Origin of the sequence: Flavobacterium sp. UBA5153, from assembly GCA_002413745.1 — a bacterium.
Taxonomy (GTDB): Bacteria; Bacteroidota; Bacteroidia; order Flavobacteriales; family Flavobacteriaceae; genus Flavobacterium.
On sequence record DHXP01000026.1, the window covers coordinates 1 to 23,790 of the forward strand.

A 23,790-nucleotide genomic window follows, 5' to 3' on the forward strand; every position below is an offset into this window, starting at 1 on the left:
CAGAACGAAGAGAAAGAAAAACGGGCAGATGAATTAATCATTGCCAATAACAATACTTATTAAAAAATAATATCAAATGAAAATTAGCATTTCTAAAAACTCTCCCATCTTCTTCTTCTTCTTCTTCTTCTTCTTCATTCTGGTAGGCAACGGGGTTGTAGGTTATACCGTTTATAAAAGCAACCAAAAACTTCGTGACGCTGAACAATGGGTGCAACACACCGAGCAAGTTATTTACAAATCGGGGGAAATACTATCACTTGCCAAGGACTTAGAAACCGCTTCGCGAGGTTTTGTTATTACAAACGACAGTGTATTTCTCGAACCCCTATATGTTGCCCAAAAAACAACCTTCGTATACATCGGAGAACTCACGCAACTTGTTAAGGATAATCCCGAACAGCAAAAACGTGTAGATTCGCTCAATTTTTATATGCACAAGCGTTTGGATTTTTCATTACAATCGGTTGAATTAAGAAGTAAAAAAGGATTAACATCAGCCACCGCTTATGTATCTACCAAAAAAGGTAAGCACATTACCGATCATCTGCGCCAGATTACTAATGCTATTCAGCAGGAAGAAGCCACCCTGCTTAAACAACGAAAACAAACGAACGAGCTTAGTGTGGCAACGTTCAACCGGGTTATAGTGGTTTTGTTTATTTTAATGATGGTTTTTACTATTCTTTTGTTAATCGCCGTCTATGATATTTTGCTTAAAAATAAAGAAAAAGAGAAACGGGCAGCAGAGCTAGTTATTGCCAATAAAGAGCTTGGTTTTCAAAACAGGGAGAAAGAGAAACGTGCAGATGAGTTAATCCTTGCTAACAAAGAACTTGCCTATCAAAACGAAGAGAAAGAAAAACGTGCAGAAGAATTAATCATTGCCAATAAAAAGCTTGTCGTTCAGAATAAGGAGAAAGAAAAACGGGCAGGAGAGTTAATCATTGCTAATAAAGAGCTTGGTTTTCAAAACAGGGAGAAAGAGAAACGTGCAGATGAGTTAATCCTTGCTAACAAAGAACTTGCCTATCAAAATAGTGAGAAAGAGAAACGGGCCGATGAATTAACAATTGCTAATAAAGAACTTGCCTACCAAAACGAGGAGAAAGAAAAACGTGCAGCAGAATTAATCGTTGCCAACAAAGAACTTGCCTACCAAAACGAAGAGAAAGAAAAACGTGCAGCAGAATTAATCGTTGCCAACAAAGAACTTGCCTACCAAAACGAGGAGAAAGAAAAACGTGCAACGGAATTAATTATTGCTAATAAAGAGCTTGCCTTTCAAAACGAAGAGAAAGAGAAACGGGCAGCAGAGCTAGTTATTGCAAATAAAGAACTTGTTTTTCTAAACGAAGAGAAAGAAAAACGAGCAACAGAATTGGAAACTGCTAATAAAGACCTTGAACAATTCGCCTATGTTGCTTCGCACGATTTGCAGGAACCGTTACGAATGGTTGCAAGTTATACTCAATTGCTCGAAAGAAGATATAAAGATAAATTAGATCAGGATGCAAATGACTTCATTCAGTATGCTGTTGACGGTGCAAACCGCATGCAGAAACTAATTAACGATCTCCTTGATTATTCAAGAACAACTTCTCGTGGAAAAGATTTTGCAAAAGTTGATAGTTCACAGGTACTTGGACAGACTATTTCGAACCTGCAGCAACTTATAATTGAAAATAACGCTTTAATTACCACCGAAGATCTTCCCGAGTTGAAAGCGGATGAATCACAGATTATGCGGGTTTTTCAAAATCTGATTGTGAATGCTATAAAATTTAAAAAGAAATCTGAAATGCCCAAAATACATATTTCCTGTGAAAAGAAAAATGAGTTTTACGAATTTGCGGTCAGGGATAATGGAATAGGGATAGAAATGCAATATCAAGACAAGGTTTTCGCCATTTTTCAGCGATTGCATTCAACAAAAGATTATCCAGGCACCGGCATAGGACTATCCATTTGTAAACGTGTTGTCGAAAGGCATGGAGGCAAGATATGGTTTGAATCAAAGGAAAACGAAGGAACAACTTTTTATTTTACTATAAAAAAATAAAGACATTATGAACCGGTAATTATAGGATTCAGTTAATAAATAAATATAAATCACTAATATAAAATAATAATCATGGAAAATATCAAATTTGTTGAAATTCTTTTAATCGAAGACAATCCCGGGGATGCACGGCTTACCCAGGAAGCATTAAATGACGGAAAGGTGAAAAATAACCTTCATATTGTGTACGACGGAATAGAAGCAACCGATTTTCTATTTAAAAGAAATAAGTATAAAGATGCCCCACGGCCTGATCTTATTATCCTTGACCTTAACCTGCCAAAAAAGAATGGGCATGAAGTGCTGGCTGAAATTAAAGCTTACGAAACCCTGAAAAGTATACCTGTTGTTATTCTTACCACATCCAAAGCCGAAGAAGATATTTTAAAGTCTTATAAATCACATGCAAATTGTTTTTTAACTAAACCTATTGACCTGATTGAATTTTTTGAAATGATTAAATCAATTGAAGGTTTCTGGCTCACATTAGTTAAACTTCCCACACTGTGAAAAACACAGAAGAACAAACAATACTCCTGATTGAGGATAATCCCGGTGACAGCAGGTTGATTAAAGAGATGCTGAACGAAATCACTTCCATTAATTACCGGCTTATTATAGCTGAAACGTTGAAAGAAGGATGCGAGGAAATTAAAAAGAATGACTTCATTCTCATTCTACTTGACCTCAATTTGCCTGACAGCTCAGGAATAAAGACTTTCGATACAGTAATGAATTTTGCGGAGAAGATTCCTGTTGTTTTAATAAGCGGAATGCAAGATGTAGAATTATCATTATCACTGATTAAAGAAGGTGCGCAGGATTACATTACAAAACAGGATATAAACAGTACCCTGCTTGGAAAGACAATTCTATTTGCAAAAGAACGGAAAAAACTTCTCAGCGAATTAATCATTGCTAATAAAGAACTTGCTTTTCAAAATAAAGAGAAAGAAAAACGGGCTGCGGAACTAGTTATTGCCAAAGACCACGCCGAGCAAAGCGACCGTTTGAAATCAGCTTTCCTTGCCAATATGAGTCATGAAATCCGTACTCCCATGAATGGTATTCTCGGTTTTGCCGAACTACTGAAAGAGCCCAACCTTACCGGCGAAGAGCAACAAGAGTACATTGAAATCATTGAGAAAAGCGGTGTCCGAATGCTCAATATCATCAACGATATTGTTGATATTTCGAAAATTGAAGCGGGGCTGATGGAAGTTAATCTGACGGAGTCGAACGGCAACGAGCAAATCGAATATATTTATACCTTTTTCAAACCGGAGGTTGAAGGAAAAGGGATGCAATTTTCGTATAGACACGGTATGTTATCAAGCGAATCCATTATTAAAACCGACCGCGAGAAATTATACGCTATTCTTACCAACCTGATAAAAAATGCAATAAAATATACCAATAAAGGTGCGATAGAATTTGGGTATGACTATGTTGTAGAGATGCACGGCCGTGCGTCTCTACAATTTTTCGTAAAAGATACGGGAATCGGGATTCCCAAAGACAGGCAGGGAGCTATATTTGAACGGTTTATTCAGGCAGATATCTCTGATAAACACTCTTATCAGGGGGCTGGGCTGGGTTTATCCATTTCAAAAGCCTACGTCGAAATGTTGGGAGGCAGAATTTGGGTCGAAAGCGAAGAAGGAAAAGGCTCCACATTTTATTTTACCATTCCTTACAATACTGAACCGGAAGAAAAAAATGTAGTTGGAAAAGTTGTTCCGGCGCAAGACGAAGAGAATCAAATTAAAGACCTTAAAATATTAATTGCCGAAGATGATGAAGCATCTGAAATGCTGATTTCAATAACCTTCAAAGAGTTTAGCAAAGAAATTTTAAAAGCAAGAAACGGTTTTGAAGCTGTTGAAGTTTGTCGCAATAATCCGGATACTGATTTAATTCTGATGGATATTCAAATGCCTGTAATGAACGGACATGAGGCAACCCGACAAATCCGACAATTCAACAAAGATATTGTCATAATAGCTCAGACAGCTTTTGGACTGTCAGGCGACAGAGAAAAGGCAATTGCAGCGGGATGCAACGATTATATTGCAAAACCCATTAACAGAGCCGAATTGCTTGCATTAATACAAAAGCATTTCAAGTATTAATTAAATGTAACCAGACAATTAAAATACAGAAAATAAAGCCTACTGCCAACAGCTAAGGGTTTCGTTGCGTGCGTAGCACGAACAATGAAACCCGTGTTGAACCCTTCGATAAACTCAGGACAGGCTCACCGAGTACCTGCCGTTAACACTATGGAGTTATCGTAAAGATTTTAGAAAGAAATACAAGAGGCAAGTAATAAATAGGATTTAAGCATAAAATAAAAAAGGATAATGAAAGTGTTTTTATTATCCTTTTTTTATGAGTTTAAGAGGTAATCCTTATACTTAATCGATACATCTTAAATGATGATTTCTATCTAGCTAGTCCCTTTTCGGAAGTTTATGAAACGAGATTGTTTATTTTTGCATATTGCAATAACAGTATGGTTTTTGCATCTTTAATTTTCCCCGTTTCAATCATGGCAAAAGCTTCATCAAAGGACATTTCCATTACATCTATATTTTCTTGTTCATGTTCAGCTCCGCCGCCATCACTGACTTTCATTGTAGCATCATATTCACCCATAAATAAATACAATATTTCGGTTACGGCACCAGGCGACATATAGGTTTCAAAAACTTTACGAACCTTTGACAATCGGTAGCCAGTTTCTTCTTCTGTTTCTCGGATGATGCATTGTTCGGGATTATCTTTGTCCAAAAGGCCAGCGCAAACTTCAATCATCATGCCTGTTTCATTGCCGTTAAGATAAGTTGGCAACCGAAATTGGCGAGTCAAAATCACGGTTTTCTGAATCGAATTGTAAAGTAAAATTGCCGCTCCATTTCCCCGGTCATATACTTCACGAACGTGAGTTTCGACGGTGTTGTCTTCTTTTTGATAATCGAAAGTCACTTTGTTCAAAACATACCAATTGTCTGAAAGCAAATCAGTTTGTTGTATTTTAATTTTTGGATTATTCATTTATTGGGATTGATGTCGTTTCTATAAAAAAACGTCCCGATTTATCGGGACGTTAAGTATTTATTTAAGTATCGTTTGCTTTCTATCTGGGCCTACTGATACAATTTTTATAGGAACTTCGACAAATGCCTCTATAAATTCAATGTATTGTTTTAACTCTATCGGTAATTCATCATAAGTTGACATTCCTGTTAAATCAGCCTGCCAGCCTTTGAATTCTTTATAAATAGGAGTAACGTTTTCTGGTTCGATGTTGTAAGGAAAATGAGAAATGTTCTTGCCTTTGTAATTGTATTCGGTACATACTTTCAAAGTTGGAAATCCAGAAAGGATATCACCTTTCATCATCATCAATTGGGTTACACCATTTATTTGAACAGCATATTTCAAGGCTACTAAATCTAGCCAACCACAACGTCTTTGTCTTCCGGTAACGGAACCAAATTCATTTCCAACGCGTGCCATTGTTGCACCATCTTCGTCGAAAAGTTCAGTTGGGAATGGACCGCTTCCTACTCGGGTTACGTAAGCTTTGAAAATTCCGTACACTTCTTTTATTTTATTTGGAGCAATTCCCAAACCGGTACAAGCACCTGCAGCCGTGGTGTTTGACGAAGTTACAAATGGATATGTACCGAAATCGATGTCAAGTAATGAACCTTGGGCGCCTTCGCATAATATTGCTTTTCCTGCTTTTTGGGCTTGGTGTAAATATTCTTCGCTGTCTATAAAATCTATTTTTTTCAATTCTTCGATAGCTTCAAAGAATTCTTTTTCCATTTCTTCTAAGTTATACTGAATGTCAACATCGTAGAATTTTATCATATCCTCGTGCTTATCTGCCAAAGCGCGGTATCTTTCCTTGAAATCTTCGAGTTCGATATCGCCAACACGAATTCCGTTTCTGCCGGTTTTGTCCATATAGGTTGGGCCAATTCCTTTAAGTGTAGAACCTATTTTTGCCTTGCCTTTTGATGCTTCCGAAGCCGCATCGAGCAAACGGTGTGTCGGCAAGATCAAATGGGCTTTTCTTGAAATGATTAATTTGTTTTTTATGTCTAAATTAAATTTTGCCAGCCCTTCAATTTCTTTTTGAAAAACCACAGGGTCAATTACGACTCCGTTTCCGATAATGTTTACGGCAGTTTTATGAAAAATTCCGGAAGGAATGGTTCTAAGAACGTGTTTTATTCCGTCAAATTCTAAAGTGTGTCCTGCATTTGGGCCTCCTTGAAAGCGTGCAATGATATCATATTTAGAGGTAAGAACGTCAACAATTTTTCCTTTGCCTTCATCTCCCCATTGTAATCCTAGTAATAAATCTACGGTCATTCTATGTGTTATTTGTAGTTAGTTATTTTTTTGTTATTTTCTTTAGGGACAACTTGCGAGTTGTCCGTCCTATTTTTGTTTTTTTGTTCCGTATAAATACAGCGAGTGGTTGGTAATTTCTATATCGAATATTTCTTCGATTGTTTTTTTGATACCTTGAATTCTTGGATCGCAAAATTCGATAACCTCGCCGGTATCCGTCATTATGATGTGATCATGTTGTTTATCGAAATAGGATTTTTCATAATACGCTTGATTTTGACCAAATTGGTGTTTTCGAACCAATGCAGATTCCAGTAAAAGCTCAATAGTGTTATATAAAGTCGCTCTGCTCACGCGGTAGTTTTTATTCTTCATTTTGATGTATAGATTTTCTATATCAAAATGCTCCTCGCTATCGTAAATTTCTTGAAGTATGGCGTAGCGCTCAGGAGTTTTGCGATGTCCTTTTTTTTCAAGATACAGTGTAAAAACGTTTTTTACAATTTCTTGATTTTTACTGTTATCGGTTGAAATTTGTGTCATATCAGGCAAAGATAAATTTTATTTTTTAGTTTAAAAGTTTAAGAGTTTAAAAGTTTAGCAACTTAATTAATAACTATCTAAACTAATGGCATTTTCTCAATTTTTATATTCTCGTGTTACTTTTTCGATGCCATCAATTTTCTTGATATTGTTGATGAGTTTTTTTAAAATAGTGTTGTTTTGAACGATTACAGCTATTTGTCCGTTAAAAATTCCTGCTTCTCCACTCAAGGAAATACTTTGAATATTTACATTCATATTATCCGAAATTACTTTGGTAATTTTATTTGTTAGTCCTATGGTATCCATTCCGGTGATATGCAAAATGGCCTTGAATTCCTGTTGTGATGAATCGATCCATTTAGCCAGAATAATTCGATAAGCATAGTTAGACTGTAGGCTTATCGCATTGGGACAGTCTTTTTTGTGTACTTTTATTCCTTCATTTATGGTTATGAAACCAAAAACCTCGTCGCCCGGAATTGGATTGCAGCAAGTTGATAATTTATAATCTAATTTGTCTTGGTCTGCGCCAAAAACCAACATGTCATAATTACTGCTGATAACCTGCTTGTGAATGTCTTCACTAGCCGTGCCTGACGAACGCTTGATTTTGCTTTTGAAGAAATTAATAAAAGTATTGCTTTTTTGAGTGGCATAATCTTTTAACTGCTGGTTTTCGATGGCTCCAACACCAACACGGTAAAACAAATCCAAACTGGTTTTTAGTTTAAAAAAATTAACCAATTCATTGACAACCGATTCGCTCAAGGTAATTTTTAAGTGCCTCAGTTTTCGAGTGAGTATTTCTTTTCCTTCCTCGGCAATTTTCTTTGTGTTTTCGTTTAGAACATTTTTTATTTTATTTTTTGCCCTCGAAGTCGTAACATAATCCAGCCAGTTGATTGTTGGTTTTTGATATTGTGAGGTGATAACTTCAATTTGATCGCCGCTTTTTAATTCGTGATTTAAAGGGACTAGTTTTCCGTTGACACGTGTTCCTCTGGTACGTATTCCTACTTCGGAGTGGATACTAAAAGCAAAATCCAGTGAAGTGGCTCCTTTTGGCAATGATTTTATTTCTCCTTTTGGCGTAAATACAAAGATTTCCTTGGAATATAAATTCATTTTGAAATCTTCAACAAAATCCACGGCATTGGTTTCAGAATTTTCCAAGGCTTCTTTTAGTAAATTGAGCCAAATATCTAAACCGCTTTCTTCGGTAGCGCCTTGTTTGTATTTGTAATGGGCAGCATACCCTTTTTCGGCAATTTCGTCCATGCGTTCGCTACGAATCTGGACTTCGACCCACCGTCCTTTTGGCCCCATAACAGTAATGTGCAAGGCTTCGTAACCAGTAGTTTTTGGCGATGAAATCCAATCTCGCAAACGGCTCGGACTTGGTCTATAATGATCTGTTACGATGGAATATATTTTCCAAGCCAAGAATTTTTCTTCGTGTGGAGTTGATTTGTAAACGATACGCAATGCAAATTTATCGTAAACTTCATCAAAGCCTACGCCTTGGGCTTTCATTTTTCTATAAATGGAATAGATGGATTTTGGTCTTCCTTTTATGATATAATCGAGTTTTTCTTCATCCAATGCCGTTTTAAGAATATCTGAAATATCCTTTATGTAAGCATCTTGTTCTTCCTTGGTTTCTTTTATCTTACTTACAATGTCATTATATATCGCAGGTTCGGTATATTTTAAACCTAAATCTTCTAGTTTATTTTTTATTTTATATAAGCCTAAGCGGTGGGCCAGCGGTGCGTAGATGTATAATGTTTCGGAAGCAATTTTGACTTGTTTGTAATCTTCCATAGTGTCCAAAGTTTGCATATTATGCAATCTGTCGGCTATTTTTACCAGGATTACGCGCACATCATCGTTAAGTGTCAATAACATTTTTCGAAAATTTTCAGCTTGCATCGATACATTCATTTCCTTTTGAACCTTGGAAATTTTTGTCAATCCCTCAACCAGTTGAGCTACTTTGTGGCCAAACATTCGCTCGATGTCCTGAACTGTTATTGGTGTGTCCTCGACAACGTCGTGCAGCAATGCAGCTGCGATTGCTGTTGCTCCCAAACCTATTTCCGAAGCTACAATTTTTGCCACGGCGATTGGATGGAAAAAGTAGGCTTCTCCAGATTTTCTTCGTTGTCCTTTATGTGCATCCATGGCAACATCAAAAGCCTTACGAATGAGTTTTTTATCTTCTGGGGTTAAAGTTTGATAACTTATGCGAAGTAACTCTTTGTATTCTTGGGCGATTGCCTTGTTTTCCTTTTCTAAATCTATTTCTGGCATAAGTGAAGGGTTCAATTCCTAAAAATAGGAATAAGTAATGAGATATGCAAACGGCAATTATGAATTATAATTTGGAAAAAATCTATTCCCTAACTCTGACAAAATCCAAATCCTGAAAGTCATAACTGAAATCGGTCAATTCTGAAATGGGTTTCATTTTTAGGGCATTCGATTTTCCATTCTCGTCCAATTCAAAAAACAAAAAGGCATCGGCATTAAAGCTGCGATTGTTCCATTTTAGGGCAAAAGTGTTGTCTTTATAAAAGAAAATTTCGCCTGCTAATTGTGGGGAACGTTTTGAATTAAAAAACAATTTTCCTTTTTTTTCTGAAATTAAAATATCTCCAAACCAATTGTCAGTATATAAACCCGTATATTTTTTGTGATCGATTTTTAATTTGTCTTTTTGGTTTTTTGCAACGATTGCCCAGACTGCTTCCGTAGATTTATCGGCTTTGGATGCATTGTCTTTTTCTCCTTTTCTATATAATTCAACATAATCGGTGTAAGGAATATCTAGGTATGTGTCTTTGATTGTGTTTGTAATGGCTCTGAAGGCCGCGCCGGATTGCTGATTGGTCAATACAACAATTCCCAAATTTAACTCGGGAAACAATGTGATTTGAGTGACAATTCCTTCTAATCCGCCGGTATGGGTAACTTGTTTGTATCCTTTAATATCACTCAGAAACCAACCCAAACCATATCCGCTAAAATGGGTATTGTATGGTGCTTTTGTAGCCGATGGGATTATGGTTTGTAACTGCCACATTTCATTTTGTTCCTTTTCAGAAAACAAAGAATTTTGTTTTTCCGAACCGTATTTTCCGTTTTGCAACTGCAGAATCATCCATTTGCTCAAATCATTTACACTTGAATAAATTCCGGCAGCGGCGTCGAAAGTTTGATTTTTATAACGAGAAATCACTTTGAGTTTTCCATCAGTCGGAACGTGTGGAGCAATAACATTTGTGGTGTCTTTGAGTCGAACAAAAGAAGCTGCACTATTATTCATTTCCAGTGGTTTTATGATGCGTTCTTCAATAAAATCGCACCAAATTTTGCCACTTACTTTCTGAATGACTTCACCCGCTACAATGTAAAGTAAATTATCATAATCATATTTGCCACGGAAAGACGAAACGGGTTTTAAATACTGCAAATTGCGAATAATATCTTGAGGAGTAAAATCACTTCCATCAGGCCAAATCATCAAATCGCCGGCACCAAGCCCGAGCCCGCTTCTATGGGTTATTAAGTCCCGAATGGTAAATTCATGGGTTACATAGTCATTGTACATCTTGAATTCGGGAATATATTGGGTCACTTTATCATCCCACTTTAGTCTTCCTTCATCAACCAGCATTGCCAAAGCCGCAGTTGTAAATGCTTTGCTGTTTGAAGCAATTCCGAAAAGTGTGTTGGCATCCACTTTTTCTTGTGTGAGGATTGATTTCACCCCGTAACCTTTGGCAAGAACCACTTTTCCATCTTTTACAATCGCCACGGCAATTCCCGGAACATTGAATGTTTTTAGCGTTTTTTCCACCAATTCATCGACTTGAGATGGAGTGATTTGGGAATAAGTATCGACACTAAAAGCCAGTAATAAAAGGATAATTATATTTTTTTTCATATTCGTTTTTTTTAATTCCTAAATCGTAAATCCTCGTTGTCTTTTGGCTTCGAAAATCAAAATGGCCGCCGCAACCGAAACATTCATACTGTCGATTTCGCCCTGCATCGGGATGATGATATTTTGTGTGGCTTCATTTCGCCATTCTTCGGTCAAACCTGTTGCCTCCGTACCAACGACCAAAGCGGTTGGTTTTGTGTAATCTTGCGTATGATAAGAAGTCGAATTTTGTAAAGTGGCACAGTAGATATTGATTTTTCTTTCTTTCAAAAAAGCAATAATTTCTGAGGTTGTTCCTGTTGCAATCTGGTTTGTGAACAAACAACCTACGCTGGAACGAACGATATTGGGATTGTATAAATCACTTTTTGGATTGGCGATAATCACGGCATCAAGATTTGCCGCATCGGCAGTTCGCAATAGCGCCCCGATATTTCCCGGTTTTTCGGGTGCTTCGGCAACGAGAATCAATGGGTTTTCGGATAATTCTAAATCGGATAATTGTAAGGATTTGGTTTTGGCTATAGCCAAAATTCCTTCGGTTGTGTCGCGATAGGCTAGTTTTTGATAAACGTCTTTCGAGATTTCTATTAACTCGATTTGTTTGTTCGTTAATTTGGTTATTTGAACTTCTGAAATTAATTCCGGTAAAAACAAAATAGTTTCAATTTCATAACCGCCTTTGATTGCTATTTCAATTTCACGTTGTCCCTCAATTAAAAAGATTCCCGATTGTTTACGAGCTTTCGCTTTTTCCTGCAACAGCACCAAAGATTTTATGAATGGATTTTGTACCGAAGTGATTTGTTTCATTTAAATAAGTAGAAAAGTTACAAAGCGTCAAAGTTACAAAGGTTTTATAGTTTAATTTGCATTCCATTGCTGAATCTGTCAAATGTATTTGTCTACTTTAGAAATAAATAAAAAAATGCTTAATTTCACAAAGTCTAAATCAAAATAGTGAAAAATTATTCCATCAAACAATACCAAGACAGCGATTACGAGGATTGGAATGCTTTCATCGGTAAAGCCAAAAATGCAACCTTCTTATTTCATCGGGATTTTATGGAATATCATTCAGATAGATTTCGGGATTATTCCTTGATTGTTTTGGACAAAAAAAAATGGGTTGCCATTCTTCCTGCAAATGGGATTGGCAATGAAGTTTTCTCGCATCAAGGACTGACTTATGGCGGATTGGTATACAATGAAAAAACAAAGTTGGCTTCGGTTATTAAAATTTTCAAAAGTATTTTGTCTTTTTTGCACAAAAATAAAATAGAAAAATTGCACGTTAAAACCATTCCGTCAATTTATCATCAAAAGCCGGCCGAAGAATTGAATTATGCTCTTTTTTTGGTGGAAGCCCAATTAGTACGAAGGGATTCTTTAGCGGTTATTGATTTATCAAAACCTTATTTTTCATCAAAAATCAGAAAAAGAGGTATCCAAAAAGGAATTTCGAATGCTTTGGTGATTAAAGAGGTTGATGATTTTGACTATTTTTGGAACGAGATATTAATTCCAAATTTAACTGAAAAACATCAAGCGAAACCGGTACATAGTTTGCAGGAAATCACAAAACTGAAAGGGTTGTTCCCGAAAAATATTCGGCAATTTAATATTTATGAAAATGAAATTATTGTTGCCGGAACCACCGTTTTTGAAAGTTCAACTGTTGCCCATTGTCAATATATTTCCGGGAATGAAAATAAAAATGAATTGGGAGGTCTTGATTTTTTGCATCATTACTTATTGACTGAAGTTTTTAATGAAAAACGGTTTTTCGACTTTGGAATTTCCAATGAAGAGCAAGGAAAAAAATTAAATAAAGGCTTGTCCTATTGGAAAGAAAGTTTCGGGGCAAGCACGATTGCTCACGATTTTTATGAAGTGGAAACAGCCAATTATTATTTATTAGACACAGTTTTGATATGATAAAATTCCTTGATTTAAAAAAAATAAATGCCGTTTATGAAACCGCTTTTCAAGAAAAATTGAAAGTAGTTTTGGAAAGCGTTTGGTATATTTTGGGCAATGAAGTCGCAGCATTTGAAACCAATTTCGCCAATTATTGCGGCACAAAACATTGTGTTGGAGTGGGAAATGGTTTTGACGCTTTGGTTCTCATTTTTAAAGGGTACATTCAACTGGGAAAACTGCAAAAAGGCGATGAGGTAATTGTTCCCGCGAATACGTACATTGCCAGTATTTTGGCAATACTAGAAGCTGATTTGGTTCCTGTTTTGGTCGAGCCAAAGTTGGAAACATACAATATCAATCCCGATTTGATTTCGGAAAAAATCACATCAAAGACCAGAGCAATTCTTGCGGTTCATCTTTACGGACAATTGGCAGAAATGGACAAGATTAATGAAATCGCTACTCAAAAAAACTTATTGATAATCGAAGATGCTGCTCAAGCCCACGGTTCAGTATTCAGTATTCAGTGTTCAGATGGCAGTCAAAGTCCAATAACTAAAAAATCTGGGAACTTAAGTAATGCTGCAGCTTTTAGTTTTTATCCAGGAAAAAATTTGGGTGCTTTGGGAGATGCAGGTGCTGTTACTACGAATGATCCAGCATTGGAAAAAACCATAAAAGCATTGAGGAATTATGGTTCCGAAATGAAATATTATAACGATTGTATTGGAATAAATTCGAGATTAGATGAATTACAAGCTGCTTTCTTGAATGTCAAATTACCTAATTTGGACGAGGAAAACAATAAGCGTAAAGCAATTGCCGAACGATATTTGTCAGAAATAAAAAATGATAAAATCATCTTGCCTTTTTGGGATTTATCCGGGAATCACGTTTTTCATTTGTTTGTCATTCGAACCAAAAACAGGGATGAATTGCAACAGCATTTATTGGGAAACGGAATTGAAACAGTGATTCATTATCCAATTCCGCCTCACAAACAAAAAGCATTGTCGGCTTGGGATAATTTCTCTTTTCCCGTTACCGAAAAAATTCATAACGAGGTGTTGAGTTTGCCAATGAATCCAGTAATTACGATGGAAGAAGCGGATTTTATTATTGCAATTTTAAATCAATATTAAATTGGAATTTATAAAAAAGATAACCCAAACCAATCTGTTTAAAATTACTTCTTTAAATAGTTTGAGCGTAGTTCTAAAAATAGGAATCGGGCTGGTAACTTCAAAATTATTGGCTGTTTTTGTGGGTCCAAGCGGAATGGCTTTGGTGGGAAATCTAAGGAATTTTTCGACTTCATTAGAAAGTGTTTCGACTTTGGGATTTCAAAACGGGATCGTAAAATATGTTGCCGAAAGCAAAGAAGACAAGGGGCAACTCCAGAAAATAATTTCCACAGTATTCATTAGTTTGTTATTTGTTGCCGTTATTTTGAGTGGAGTTTTGTATTTTTTTGCGGCCTTTTGGAACAATGAAATATTTGGAAATAATTTTGAATATGAGTTCGTTTTCAAAGCGATGGCATTGGCTTTGCCTTGGTATGCCGTTTCTATTTTTTTTATTTCAGTGATTAATGGTTTGGGAAGATTCAAAAAAGTAATCTGGACTACTATTCTTGGCAATGCAATTGGATTAATGGTTTCCGTTTTGATGATTTGGCAATATAAGACCTTGGGAGCTTTGCTTTCGATAGTGATTTCGCCTGCCTTGTTGTTTTTCGTGACCTTTTATTTCATAAATAAAGAAATCAATTTTTTCAAAACGATTCGTTTTCATTGTTTTGATTTCCAAGTTATAAAGAATTTATCTTCTTATTCATTAATGGCATTGGTTTCGTCGGTTTTAGGGCCGTTGGTTTTCTTGGCCATCAGAAAAAATGTAATCCAAATTGTAGGGTTGGAGCAAGCTGGTTTTTGGGAAACTATGACCAGAATTTCGACTTATTATATGCTGTTTGTCAGCACGATTTTGACGGTTTATTTTTTTCCGAAATTGGCTGTCGCCAAAAATAATCAAGATACAAAAAAAGTTTTTTGGAGTTTTTACAAAAATATTTTGCCTGTTTTTATTGTTGCTTTAATGGTGATTTATTTTTTGCGATTTTTTATTGTCAAACTACTTTTCACCAATGAGTTTCTACCGGTAACCACCTTGTTTTTTTGGCAATTAGTTGGTGATGTTTTAAAAGCGGCTTCTTTAATACTGGGTTTTCAGTTTTTTGCAAAAAAAATGACGGTTGCTTTCATAATTTCAGAACTGTTTTCGCTTGCTGTCTTTTATTTTTTAAGTGATTATTTAATCAATAGTTTTGGTGTTCAAGGGATTGTAATGGCTCAAGCCTTTGATAATTTTATTTATTTATTGGTTTTGGGAGTTTATTTCAGAAAAAGTTTGTTTTAGTATTTTGTAATTCCTTTTTATAAAATGAAAAGAGGGTTTAGTTCTTTTTCCAAACCTCTAAATAGTGATCCGCTATCTTCAAATAATTATGCTCTTTTTCAATAAATGCTTTGGCTCGTTTTCCAATGGCAATTATTTCATCATGATTTTCAATTAAAAAAGACAGTTCATTAACCAAATAATCCACGTCAGGCAAAGCATTTATGGCTACTTTTTCAGTCAAATTATAATGTTTTACAAACTCAGGATCTGCTCCCGTAAAAACCACTTTTCCTTTCGCCATAGCTTCCAGCGCATTGTATCCTTGATCGTAACTGTACACTTGGTCTAACACAATATGCGCTGCGTTATAGCTGTTGATATAATTAGCATAAGGAACATTTTCTGCAATGATAATTTTTACTTTGTCAGGATATTTTTCTTGAATTTGAACTAATGCTTTTTCGAATAGATCATTCCCTTTTTTTAGATAATTGGCTCTGTTTATGCCATGAAAAATAATGATTTTATCAATAATGATTAAAGGTTGAAAAGCTAACTTTCGTACATTTATCGGATTGGGAATCAAACCCAGATATTTCGAATTTTGCAGTAATGGTAAGTGATAATCCAAATCTGTGGCGATACTGCCTTGAATATTTGAATAGACAAAACGATGTAGTTTTTCAAAAGATTTGGTGCTGTATTTTAAAACATTCTCAAAGCTTTTGCCGTCAATTTTCCCTGCTAAATAGGGTTGAACGGCTGATTTGAAATTGGGGTTTTCAAAACAATATTTCACGTTCAAATAATCGTTTCCGGCCGATAATAAAAAGGTTTTAGCATTGTTTTCGAATAGAAATTGTAATATCTTTTTTTCAAAATAATACTGGCAATAAAAACTATTTTCATTGATGAGTTGAACCACGTCAAACCCAGTAAATTGGGCTTTGTTTTTCTTGAATTGAAGGTAAGTGCAATAGGAACTTATATCGAATCCCAAAAGGGAATATACTCCCACTTTTATTTTTTTTAATAACCCTGTATCCCATTTTTTTTTAATGGGAAAATCGACAGGATAATTCTTAAAACCATCGGTATGTCCTAGAATGTAAACTTCATGACCCAGTTCTTGTAAGCCTTCTTTCAAAGAGTTATGCAATCGGCTATATTCGCCTACAAGTAAAATTTTCATTTATGTGTATATTTGACAAATATATTTACATTTTAACCAAGAATGATAAAAAACAAAAACAAAGTAGCCATTATTTCTACCTCTTTAGGAAGTGGCGGAGCCGAACGATTTGCGGCATTGCTGAGTTTTATGTTAGAAAAATCAGAACTTGAAGTTCATAATATAATCATAAACGATGCTGTTGATTATGAGTATAGCGGAAAATTACTAAACTTGGGAGAACGGTGTGATGGTTCTTTTTTTCTTTTTAGGAAAGTGAAAAAAGGGGTTTTGTTGCATCGCTATTTGAATGAAAATAAAATAACAAATATCATTGACAATAGGCCTCGCAACCATTTAATCAGAGAAATTATTACCAAATTAATTTATGGAAAAAGAAAAAAACAGTATGTTGTACACAGTTATAAATTAGATAATTATTTTCCAAAATCTGTTTTTTGGACTAAAATGCTTTATCAGAAAGCAGACAAGATTATTTGTGTTTCTGATGCGATTGAAGAAAAGATAAAACAAAAATTTGGATTCAAGAATACCATAATGATTCACAATCCACATGATTTTTTTAAAATTGAATTCAAAAATGAATTTTCTAATGTTGAAAAATACATTCTATTCTTTGGACGATTTGATGAATTAGCTAAGAATTTTAGTTTAATGCTTGAAGCTTTTTCGATTTCAAAAATTTTCGACAAAGGCTACCATTTGATCCTTATGGGAAATGGACCCGATCTGGATTTTATTCAAGATAAAATAAAAATGTTGCAAATAGAGCCTTTTGTAAAAATACTTCCATTTAAAAGCAATCCTTTTGAACAGGTGCAAAACGCCAAGTTTACAGTTTTGACAAGCCATTACGAAGGTTTTCCTTTATCAATAGTTGAATCCTTAGCTCTTGGGACCCCCGTTATTGCAGTTGATTGTAATTCTGGACCGCGAGAAATCATCAATCATGAGCACAACGGTTTGTTGATAGAAAATGATAATCCACAAGCTTTCTCGGACGCAATGAATCGATTGATAGACGACTCTGTTTTATACGATTTTTGTAAAAAGAACGCCTCAAAAAGTGTAGAACATTTATCTTTGGACATTATTTTGAAACAATGGGAATCCGTTTTATCCTGAAAAAATGACAACTAATAACGATGTTCAATTAATTGAAATTCCTAAAATTCACGATGTACGCGGCAATCTTTCCGTGATCGAAGGGAATACAATTCCATTTGTGTCAAAAAGGACATATTATTTGTATGATGTGCCCAGTGGCAGCAGCAGGGGAGGACATGCGCATAAAGAACAACACGAATTGCTTATTGCTTTAAGTGGGAGTTTTGATGTGGTCTTGAAAGACGGAAATTCCGAAAAAACAGTGACACTCAACAAACCCAATTTTGGATTATTGATAGTGAAAGGGATTTGGAGAGAACTGCAGAATTTTTCTTCCGGGGTTGTTTGTTTAGTGATGGCTTCCGATTTATTTGATGAATCTGATTATATTCGGGACTATGAAGACTTCGAATTATTTAAAAATCGATGAACCCAGACCAGACTCGGTCAAAACCGTTTTTAAACTGATTAATGGGTTCAAAATAAAAGCGGGAAGTAACAACAAGGTTCTTTTTTTTAGGCTTAAATTGTTCAAATTAATAACTTTATAATGGTTTTCAAAAAGCATATAATCCCCCGATATTTTGCATTTTATAGCCAAAGAAAACCGATTCAAATCCAGAAATTTTTTCAAATCAGGATTTGTTTTTTCTTGTTCTTGAAATTTCGAAAAATTTATTTTTTCATAATTGAATCCTGTATTTCTCGAAAGACTATCGGCATCATAAATATATCGTGCCAAAGTTTTCCAAGAAAACAAAACAGGATAAATTAACCCAATTCGAATCCACATATCGGTATCTTGACCGCTTTTTATTTTTGTGTCGAAAGTTCCCGTTTCTTCAAAAACACTTTTATGAAAAACGGCGCACGAGGTGCAAATAACGGTTTCTTTGGTGCTGGCAGCAAAGTAATTTACGATTTCACAATCATTGGTTTTTCCGATTGAATAGTGTGCCGGAATCACATTTTTTGATGTTTCAATTTCGATGGTTGCCGAAAACACTTTTAGTTCCGGAAAGCGATTGATGTTTTCGAACATTTCCTGTAAAAAGGAAGGATACCAATAATCATCGGCGTCAATAAAAGTGATATAATTGGATTGCGCTTTTTCTATTCCGTAATTTCTTGCCGATGAAACACCTTCGTTTTTCTTGTAATAATACCGAATTCTGGCATCGTCAAATTGATGTATTTTTTCAGCACTTCCGTCGTTTGAACCATCATTCACAATAATAATTTCGAAATCGCCAAAAGTCTGGCAAAGTACACTTTTTAGAGTGTTTTCGATGAAATTTTCTTTGTTGAAAACCGGAATAATGACAGAGAAAAAAGGCATTTATTGGGTGTTTAGATAACAAAAATAGCCTATTTTATAGAAGTCAAACACGAACAATGAAGGTTTTTTTGAGGTTAAATTGTTTTCCAGTTTCAATTGCAATTTCAAGAATAGATTCGAGACCAAAAAATGTAATTTTAAATAGGAAAGGGTTGTATATATTTTGGTTATTTTGCTTTCGAAATCAGTCGATTCATTGTTTTTTGAAATAAATAGGAGCATTTCTAAGGCCGTTTTGGTTTTTGATAAAAATAGCTTTGAAGTCTCTAAATTTAAATGGTATAGAGGATTCTCGATATGTTGAATCTCGATATTTTTATTTTTTAGGGAATGAATAAAGGCAAAATCCTCATAACCATATTCTGTTATTTTTTCATCAAATAAAAGCGTCTCAAACACCGATTTTCGTATCAAAAAATTGGAGATAAAGGCTGTTTTGTAAGGATTTTTTTTTCGATCAGCTAAGTTAATTGCTTCTCTTTTATGACCAAATTCCCATCTTAATAATTTTTCGGATTCGGGTTTTTCTAACTTATATCGTATTCCTCCAAAAAAAACGCTTTTTTTGGACGTAAATATTTGATCAATATAATTAGACATAAAATCAGGGTTACACGGAAAAGTATCACAATCCATAAATAGTAACCAATCGTATTTTGCTTTTGAGGCCAATAAATTTCGTATTTTGCTTCGTCCTAAATTTTGAGGGAGTTCTTCATAAATGCAATTTGGACACAATTTGATTCGATTGTTCTCCGATTTATATAATTCTGAAGCATCATCAATGCTTATAATTTCGAAGTCTATTCCTGTTACTTGCGCCTGTTTTTGAATTTCAGAAATTAGCGAATAGGCATCATACTTATATATAGGAATAAGTATGGAAAGCATTAGACCGTTTTTTGAACCACTTCAAAAAGTTTGGTATCTTCACATTTCAATGTCTTGGACGGAAATTTCATCAATAATGCATAATCGTGAGTGGCCATAATAACCGTTTTTCCGTTGGCATTGATTTTTTTCAAAACCTCAAGAACTTCAGCGCTGGTTTGAGGATCAAGATTTCCCGTTGGTTCATCGGCAAGAATGAATTCAGGATCGTTAAGTAAAGCTCTAGCGATTGCAACCCTTTGTTGCTCACCGCCGGAGAGTTGATGGGGCATTTTATTGGCAAATTCCTTCATACCCACTTTGTGCAACACTTCATCAATTTTATTTTGCATTTCATCATTGTCTTTCCAGCCAGTTGCTTTCAGGACAAATAGCATATTATCTTTCACTGTACGATCAGGCAGTAATTTGAAATCCTGAAAAACAAAACCTATCTTTCTTCTTAAAAACGGAATGTCGTCTTCCTTTAAAGTTGCCAAATCAAAATCCACAATTCTTCCTTGACCTTCAGCCAAGGGTAAATCGGCATAAAGGGCTTTCATAAAAGTACTTTTTCCAGAACCTGTTTTCCCGATGATGTAAATAAACTCACCGTGATTTACCTCAAGATTTACGTTTGATAAAATGACATTTCCTTCTTGAGAAAGGGTTACATTTTTTAAAGACAGTACAGGTTGTGACATAAGACAAGTTATTTTATTTGGTAAAAGTAATTATCAATTATCACACGAGCAAACAAAAAATTTTTTTTTGCGAACTGGCGAAGCAATTATCGATTATCACACGAGCAAAAAAAAAATTTTTTTTGCGAACTGGCAAAGCAATTATTAATTTTTTACGGTTTGTTAAAATTTTTATTCATAATAAAAACGATTTTCTATCCGTTATAGACTTTAGAAAATGATACATTTGAATTATTAAATAAAAACCACAATGCGTAAACTTTCTTGGCTTTTCTTTCTGTTAATTTTCATTCGAACCCTTTCCATTTCGGCCCAAAAATCAGCAATTTACACCCACGATTCCAAAGATTTCGACAAAGCACTTTCGTTATATAACGATGAGCAATACGCTTCTGCACAGATTATTTTTGAAAAAGTGAAATCGGCTACGACCAATGAAGAACTGCTTTCGGACTGTTCCTATTATGTTGCCAATTGTGCCATTCGCACCAATCAAACTAATGCCGATGAATTGATGGAACGTTTTGTTACCGATTATCCCACGAGCATAAAACAAAATCAGGCTTATGTGGAAGTGGCACAATATTACTTCGCGCAAGGAAATTACCCGCAAGCTTTGCGGTGGTTCAATAAAGTGGATGAAAGCAATTTGAGTTATAGTAATCGAGATCAATTTAATTTCCAAAAAGGCTACAGTTTTTTTAGTTCCAAGAATAAAAAGGAAGCTATAACGTATTTGAATAAAGTGGTAAACTCCGCCGAATATGGTTCGCAAGCCAAGTATTACTTGGGTTTTATGGCTTATGAAGGCGATGATTACAAACAAGCCACCAAGTATTTTGACGAAGTTTCCGGCGAAGAAAAGTACAAGGAAAAGCTTTCCTATTATCAAGCCGATATGAATTTTAAGTTGGGAAATTTCCAAAAAGCGATTGATTTGGGAGAAAAAGCCATGGTTAAATCCAATCCTTCAGAAAAGTCGGAATTGAATAAAATCATTGGAGAAAGCTATTTTAATTTGAAAATGTACGATAAATCCATTCCCTATTTGGCATTGTATAAAGGCAAAAAAGGAAGGTGGAACAATACCGATTTTTACCAATTGGGTTATGCTTATTACAAGCAAAATGATTTTGAAAACGCCATTTCCCAGTTCAATAAAATCATTGGCGGAAAAGATTTTGTGGCCCAGAATGCTTATTATCATTTGGGTGAAAGTTACCTGAAATTGGATAAAAAACAAGAAGCATTAAACGCTTTCAAAAACGCTTCCGAAATGAATTTTGACGCTTCTATTCAAGAAGATGCGAGTTTGAATTATGCCAAATTGAGCTATGAAATTGGGAATTCCTATCAAAATGTTCCGTCGGTTTTGATGGGTTTCCTGAAAAAATATCCGAATAACGCCAACAAATCAGAGATTGAAAAATTGTTGATAGATTCGTATATTTCATCCAAAAATTATAAGGAAGCCTTGGTTTTATTGGAAAAGAATAAATCACCCGAAAATAAATCGGCCTATCAAAAAGTGACTTTTTATCGCGGATTAGAATTATATACTGACGGGAAATATCAGGAAGCATCGTCGATGTTTGATAAATCTATTGATGAACCAAGAGATGCCAAATTCACGGCTCGCGCCACTTTCTGGAAAGGAGAAACAGAATATGTTTTGGGGGATTTCAAAAATGCGGTGTTGAGCTACAAACAATTTATAGGTTTGGCTCAAGCCAAGGAAACGTCGGAATATAAAAACAGCAATTACAATATTGCCTACGCCTATTTCAAGTTAAAAGAGTATGATCAAGCAGGAAATTATTTTGAAAATCAGATTGAAAAAGTGAAGGACGACAAAGTGCGTCTGAATGATTCCTATTTGCGTTTGGCGGATTGTAGATTTGTGAATTCAAAATATACGCCAGCTTTGGAAGCCTACAATAAGGTAATCGATTTGAAAAGTGTAGATGCCGATTATGCGTATTTCCAAAAAGCAATTTGCTATGGATTTCTTTCCAAGAATAGTCGAAAGATTGAAGAACTCAATGCTTTTTTGCAGTTGTATCCAAAATCGGATTATCGTGATGATGCTTTTTTCGAACTTGGAAATACCTATGTTGCCGAGAACAAACAAGATCTTGCCATAAAAACCTACGACCGTTTAAATACTGAATTTAAAAAAGGGTCTTTTACTTCGAAAGCAATTTTGCGTCAAGGATTAATTTATTATAATTCGGATAAAGATGAACAAGCTTTGGTTAAATTCAAGAAAGTGGCTGCTGATTTTCCCAAAACTCCCGAAGCACTCGAAGCCGTTGCCACTGCGCGATTGATCTATGTAGATAATGGCAAAGTTGACGAATATGCGACTTGGGTTCGCACCTTGGATTTTGTGGCGGTAACCGATGCGGATTTGGATAATGATACCTATGAAGCTGCCGAAAAACAATATTTGCAAAACAATACTAAGCAAGCTATTTCAGGATTAAGCGGCTATGTTTCCAAATTTCCTAATGGAATTCACGCCTTAAAAGCCAATTTCTATCTGGCACAATCCTATTTTTCTGATGCGCAGGAAAGCAAATCAGTTGCTAATTATGAATATATAATTGCTGAACCACGAAGTGAATTTACGGAACAATCTTTGGCGCGATTGGCACAGATTTTCTTAAAAACGAATGATTATTCTGAAGCAATTCCGGTGTTGTCCCGTTTAGAAACAGAAGCCGATTTCCCGCAGAACAAGACCTTTGCACAATCCAATTTGATGAAATGTTATTACGACAGGAAGGATTACGATAATTCGGTGGTTTATGCCGAGAAAGTTTTGGCAAACCCAAAAACGGATGATAATGTAAAAAGCGATGCGCAAATCATCGTGGCCCGTGCTGCCATACAAACAGGTAATGAAACAAAAGCGCGTTCGGCTTACGCCAAATTGCAAACCATCGCCAAAGGAGAATTAGCTGCCGAAGCTTTATATTATGATGCTTATTTTAAAAATAAAGATGGAAAATTCGAAGCGTCAAATACGGTGGTTCAAAAATTGGCCAAGAATTATTCTGGTTACAAATATTTTGGAGCCAAAGGATTGATCTTGATGGCGAAGAATTTTTATGGATTGAAAGACAGTTTTCAGGCGACTTATATCTTGGACAATGTGATAAAAAATTTCACTGATTTTCCTGATGTAGTTTTAGAAGCCCAAACGGAATTGGACAGCATTAAAAATGAAGAAGCCAAAACGAATTCGTCAATAACTAATTAAGAGAAAAGAGAATAGAATATAGAAAATAGATTCAAGGGTTTAACGATATAAATCAATACAAC

Annotated in this window: 19 protein-coding genes; 9 read left to right on the forward strand and 10 right to left on the reverse strand. The window is 35.2% G+C overall.

Annotated elements, in window-relative coordinates:
* Positions 1-76 precede the first annotated feature (76 nt).
* The 3 genes from B2145_RS05560 to B2145_RS05570 all read left to right on the forward strand — a co-directional run bounded on the left by B2145_RS05560 (position 77) and on the right by B2145_RS05570 (position 4,194).
* Complete coding sequence (locus B2145_RS05560; protein WP_291099396.1) at positions 77-2,062, forward strand: sensor histidine kinase; 1,986 nt, start codon at positions 77-79, stop codon at positions 2,060-2,062.
* A 72-nt stretch (positions 2,063-2,134) separates the two neighbouring features.
* Complete coding sequence (locus B2145_RS05565) at positions 2,135-2,572, forward strand: response regulator (RefSeq protein ID WP_291099399.1); 438 nt, start codon at positions 2,135-2,137, stop codon at positions 2,570-2,572.
* Positions 2,569-4,194, forward strand: a complete 1,626-nt coding sequence (locus B2145_RS05570; RefSeq protein WP_291099401.1) for a hybrid sensor histidine kinase/response regulator — start codon at positions 2,569-2,571, stop codon at positions 4,192-4,194. The genes B2145_RS05565 and B2145_RS05570 overlap by 4 nt, the downstream gene beginning before the upstream one ends.
* 340 nt (positions 4,195-4,534) lie before the next feature.
* Here B2145_RS05570 and nudK read toward each other — a convergent pair whose 3' ends face one another.
* The 6 genes from nudK to B2145_RS05600 form a co-directional block, all read right to left on the reverse strand.
* Positions 4,535-5,119 (reverse strand): GDP-mannose pyrophosphatase NudK, encoded by a 585-nt coding sequence (gene nudK / locus B2145_RS05575; protein ID WP_291099403.1) that lies wholly within the window; start codon positions 5,117-5,119, stop codon positions 4,535-4,537.
* A 60-nt stretch (positions 5,120-5,179) separates the two neighbouring features.
* Complete coding sequence (locus B2145_RS05580) at positions 5,180-6,451, reverse strand: adenylosuccinate synthase (RefSeq protein ID WP_291099405.1); 1,272 nt, start codon at positions 6,449-6,451, stop codon at positions 5,180-5,182.
* Positions 6,452-6,520: 69 nt separating this feature from the next.
* On the reverse strand, positions 6,521-6,976 hold the full coding sequence (locus B2145_RS05585) for a Fur family transcriptional regulator (RefSeq protein ID WP_291099408.1): 456 nt from the start codon (positions 6,974-6,976) through the stop codon (positions 6,521-6,523).
* A 96-nt stretch (positions 6,977-7,072) separates the two neighbouring features.
* A complete protein-coding gene (locus B2145_RS05590) occupies positions 7,073-9,292 on the reverse strand; it encodes a RelA/SpoT family protein (protein ID WP_291099410.1) in 2,220 nt (739 codons plus the stop codon).
* Positions 9,293-9,374: 82 nt separating this feature from the next.
* Positions 9,375-10,928: a serine hydrolase gene (locus tag B2145_RS05595; RefSeq protein WP_291099413.1), complete on the reverse strand. Its 1,554-nt coding sequence runs from the start codon at positions 10,926-10,928 to the stop codon at positions 9,375-9,377.
* Between the two features lie 18 nt (positions 10,929-10,946).
* Entirely contained in the window at positions 10,947-11,741 is a 795-nt protein-coding gene (locus B2145_RS05600; RefSeq protein WP_291099416.1) for a TrmH family RNA methyltransferase, read from the reverse strand.
* Positions 11,742-11,888: 147 nt separating this feature from the next.
* Between B2145_RS05600 and B2145_RS05605 the strand changes: the two genes are divergently transcribed.
* Genes B2145_RS05605 through B2145_RS05615 form a run of 3 tightly spaced genes read left to right on the forward strand, consistent with a single transcriptional unit; the run spans position 11,889 to position 15,269 of the window.
* Positions 11,889-12,866 carry a GNAT family N-acetyltransferase gene (locus B2145_RS05605; protein WP_291099419.1) on the forward strand — a complete coding sequence of 326 codons (978 nt, stop codon included), beginning with the start codon at positions 11,889-11,891 and terminating at the stop codon, positions 12,864-12,866.
* Entirely contained in the window at positions 12,863-13,993 is a 1,131-nt protein-coding gene (locus B2145_RS05610) for a DegT/DnrJ/EryC1/StrS family aminotransferase (protein ID WP_291099422.1), read from the forward strand. The genes B2145_RS05605 and B2145_RS05610 overlap by 4 nt, the downstream gene beginning before the upstream one ends.
* A 1-nt stretch (position 13,994) precedes the next feature.
* Positions 13,995-15,269, forward strand: coding sequence for an O-antigen translocase (locus tag B2145_RS05615; RefSeq protein WP_291099425.1), 1,275 nt, complete (start codon positions 13,995-13,997; stop codon positions 15,267-15,269).
* A 37-nt stretch (positions 15,270-15,306) separates the two neighbouring features.
* Here the strand turns inward: B2145_RS05615 and B2145_RS05620 are convergent, their stop codons facing one another.
* Entirely contained in the window at positions 15,307-16,443 is a 1,137-nt protein-coding gene (locus B2145_RS05620; RefSeq protein WP_291099427.1) for a glycosyltransferase, read from the reverse strand.
* A gap of 42 nt (positions 16,444-16,485) precedes the next feature.
* Between B2145_RS05620 and B2145_RS05625 the strand changes: the two genes are divergently transcribed.
* Together B2145_RS05625 and B2145_RS05630 are read left to right on the forward strand one after the other, a co-directional pair.
* Positions 16,486-17,568 carry a glycosyltransferase gene (locus tag B2145_RS05625; RefSeq protein ID WP_291099428.1) on the forward strand — a complete coding sequence of 361 codons (1,083 nt, stop codon included), beginning with the start codon at positions 16,486-16,488 and terminating at the stop codon, positions 17,566-17,568.
* A gap of 4 nt (positions 17,569-17,572) precedes the next feature.
* Positions 17,573-17,980, forward strand: coding sequence for a sugar 3,4-ketoisomerase (locus tag B2145_RS05630; protein ID WP_291099432.1), 408 nt, complete (start codon positions 17,573-17,575; stop codon positions 17,978-17,980).
* Here the strand turns inward: B2145_RS05630 and B2145_RS05635 are convergent.
* Genes B2145_RS05635 through B2145_RS05645 form a run of 3 tightly spaced genes read right to left on the reverse strand, consistent with a single transcriptional unit; the run spans position 17,963 to position 20,463 of the window.
* Positions 17,963-18,889 carry a glycosyltransferase family 2 protein gene (locus B2145_RS05635; protein WP_291099434.1) on the reverse strand — a complete coding sequence of 309 codons (927 nt, stop codon included), beginning with the start codon at positions 18,887-18,889 and terminating at the stop codon, positions 17,963-17,965. The two genes, B2145_RS05630 and B2145_RS05635, sit on opposite strands and share 18 nt — an antisense overlap.
* Positions 18,890-19,780: a glycosyltransferase family 2 protein gene (locus tag B2145_RS05640; protein ID WP_291099437.1), complete on the reverse strand. Its 891-nt coding sequence runs from the start codon at positions 19,778-19,780 to the stop codon at positions 18,890-18,892.
* The gene (locus B2145_RS05645; protein WP_291099440.1) at positions 19,780-20,463 is read right to left on the reverse strand and encodes a cell division ATP-binding protein FtsE; all 684 of its coding nucleotides are present in this window, start codon (positions 20,461-20,463) and stop codon (positions 19,780-19,782) included. Before B2145_RS05645 ends, B2145_RS05640 begins: the two co-directional genes overlap by 1 nt.
* 250 nt (positions 20,464-20,713) lie before the next feature.
* On the opposite strand from B2145_RS05645, the gene B2145_RS05650 reads away from it, so the two are divergent.
* Positions 20,714-23,728 (forward strand): tetratricopeptide repeat protein, encoded by a 3,015-nt coding sequence (locus B2145_RS05650; RefSeq protein WP_291099443.1) that lies wholly within the window; start codon positions 20,714-20,716, stop codon positions 23,726-23,728.
* Positions 23,729-23,790: the final 62 nt, after the last annotated feature.

Excerpts from the sequence above, each read along its gene's own strand:
- B2145_RS05560 (WP_291099396.1), top strand. The coding sequence starts at position 77 with ATGAAAATTAGCATTTCTAAAAACTCTCCCATCTTCTTCTTCTTCTTC.
- B2145_RS05565 (WP_291099399.1), top strand. The coding sequence starts at position 2,135 with ATGGAAAATATCAAATTTGTTGAAATTCTTTTAATCGAAGACAATCCC.
- nudK (WP_291099403.1), bottom strand. The coding sequence starts at position 5,119 with ATGAATAATCCAAAAATTAAAATACAACAAACTGATTTGCTTTCAGAC.
- B2145_RS05580 (WP_291099405.1), bottom strand. The coding sequence starts at position 6,451 with ATGACCGTAGATTTATTACTAGGATTACAATGGGGAGATGAAGGCAAA.
- B2145_RS05585 (WP_291099408.1), bottom strand. The coding sequence starts at position 6,976 with ATGACACAAATTTCAACCGATAACAGTAAAAATCAAGAAATTGTAAAA.
- B2145_RS05590 (WP_291099410.1), bottom strand. The coding sequence starts at position 9,292 with ATGCCAGAAATAGATTTAGAAAAGGAAAACAAGGCAATCGCCCAAGAA.
- B2145_RS05595 (WP_291099413.1), bottom strand. The coding sequence starts at position 10,928 with ATGAAAAAAAATATAATTATCCTTTTATTACTGGCTTTTAGTGTCGAT.
- B2145_RS05600 (WP_291099416.1), bottom strand. The coding sequence starts at position 11,741 with ATGAAACAAATCACTTCGGTACAAAATCCATTCATAAAATCTTTGGTG.
- B2145_RS05610 (WP_291099422.1), top strand. The coding sequence starts at position 12,863 with ATGATAAAATTCCTTGATTTAAAAAAAATAAATGCCGTTTATGAAACC.
- B2145_RS05620 (WP_291099427.1), bottom strand. The coding sequence starts at position 16,443 with ATGAAAATTTTACTTGTAGGCGAATATAGCCGATTGCATAACTCTTTG.
- B2145_RS05625 (WP_291099428.1), top strand. The coding sequence starts at position 16,486 with ATGATAAAAAACAAAAACAAAGTAGCCATTATTTCTACCTCTTTAGGA.
- B2145_RS05630 (WP_291099432.1), top strand. The coding sequence starts at position 17,573 with ATGACAACTAATAACGATGTTCAATTAATTGAAATTCCTAAAATTCAC.
- B2145_RS05635 (WP_291099434.1), bottom strand. The coding sequence starts at position 18,889 with ATGCCTTTTTTCTCTGTCATTATTCCGGTTTTCAACAAAGAAAATTTC.
- B2145_RS05640 (WP_291099437.1), bottom strand. The coding sequence starts at position 19,780 with ATGCTTTCCATACTTATTCCTATATATAAGTATGATGCCTATTCGCTA.
- B2145_RS05645 (WP_291099440.1), bottom strand. The coding sequence starts at position 20,463 with ATGTCACAACCTGTACTGTCTTTAAAAAATGTAACCCTTTCTCAAGAA.
- B2145_RS05650 (WP_291099443.1), top strand. The coding sequence starts at position 20,714 with ATGCGTAAACTTTCTTGGCTTTTCTTTCTGTTAATTTTCATTCGAACC.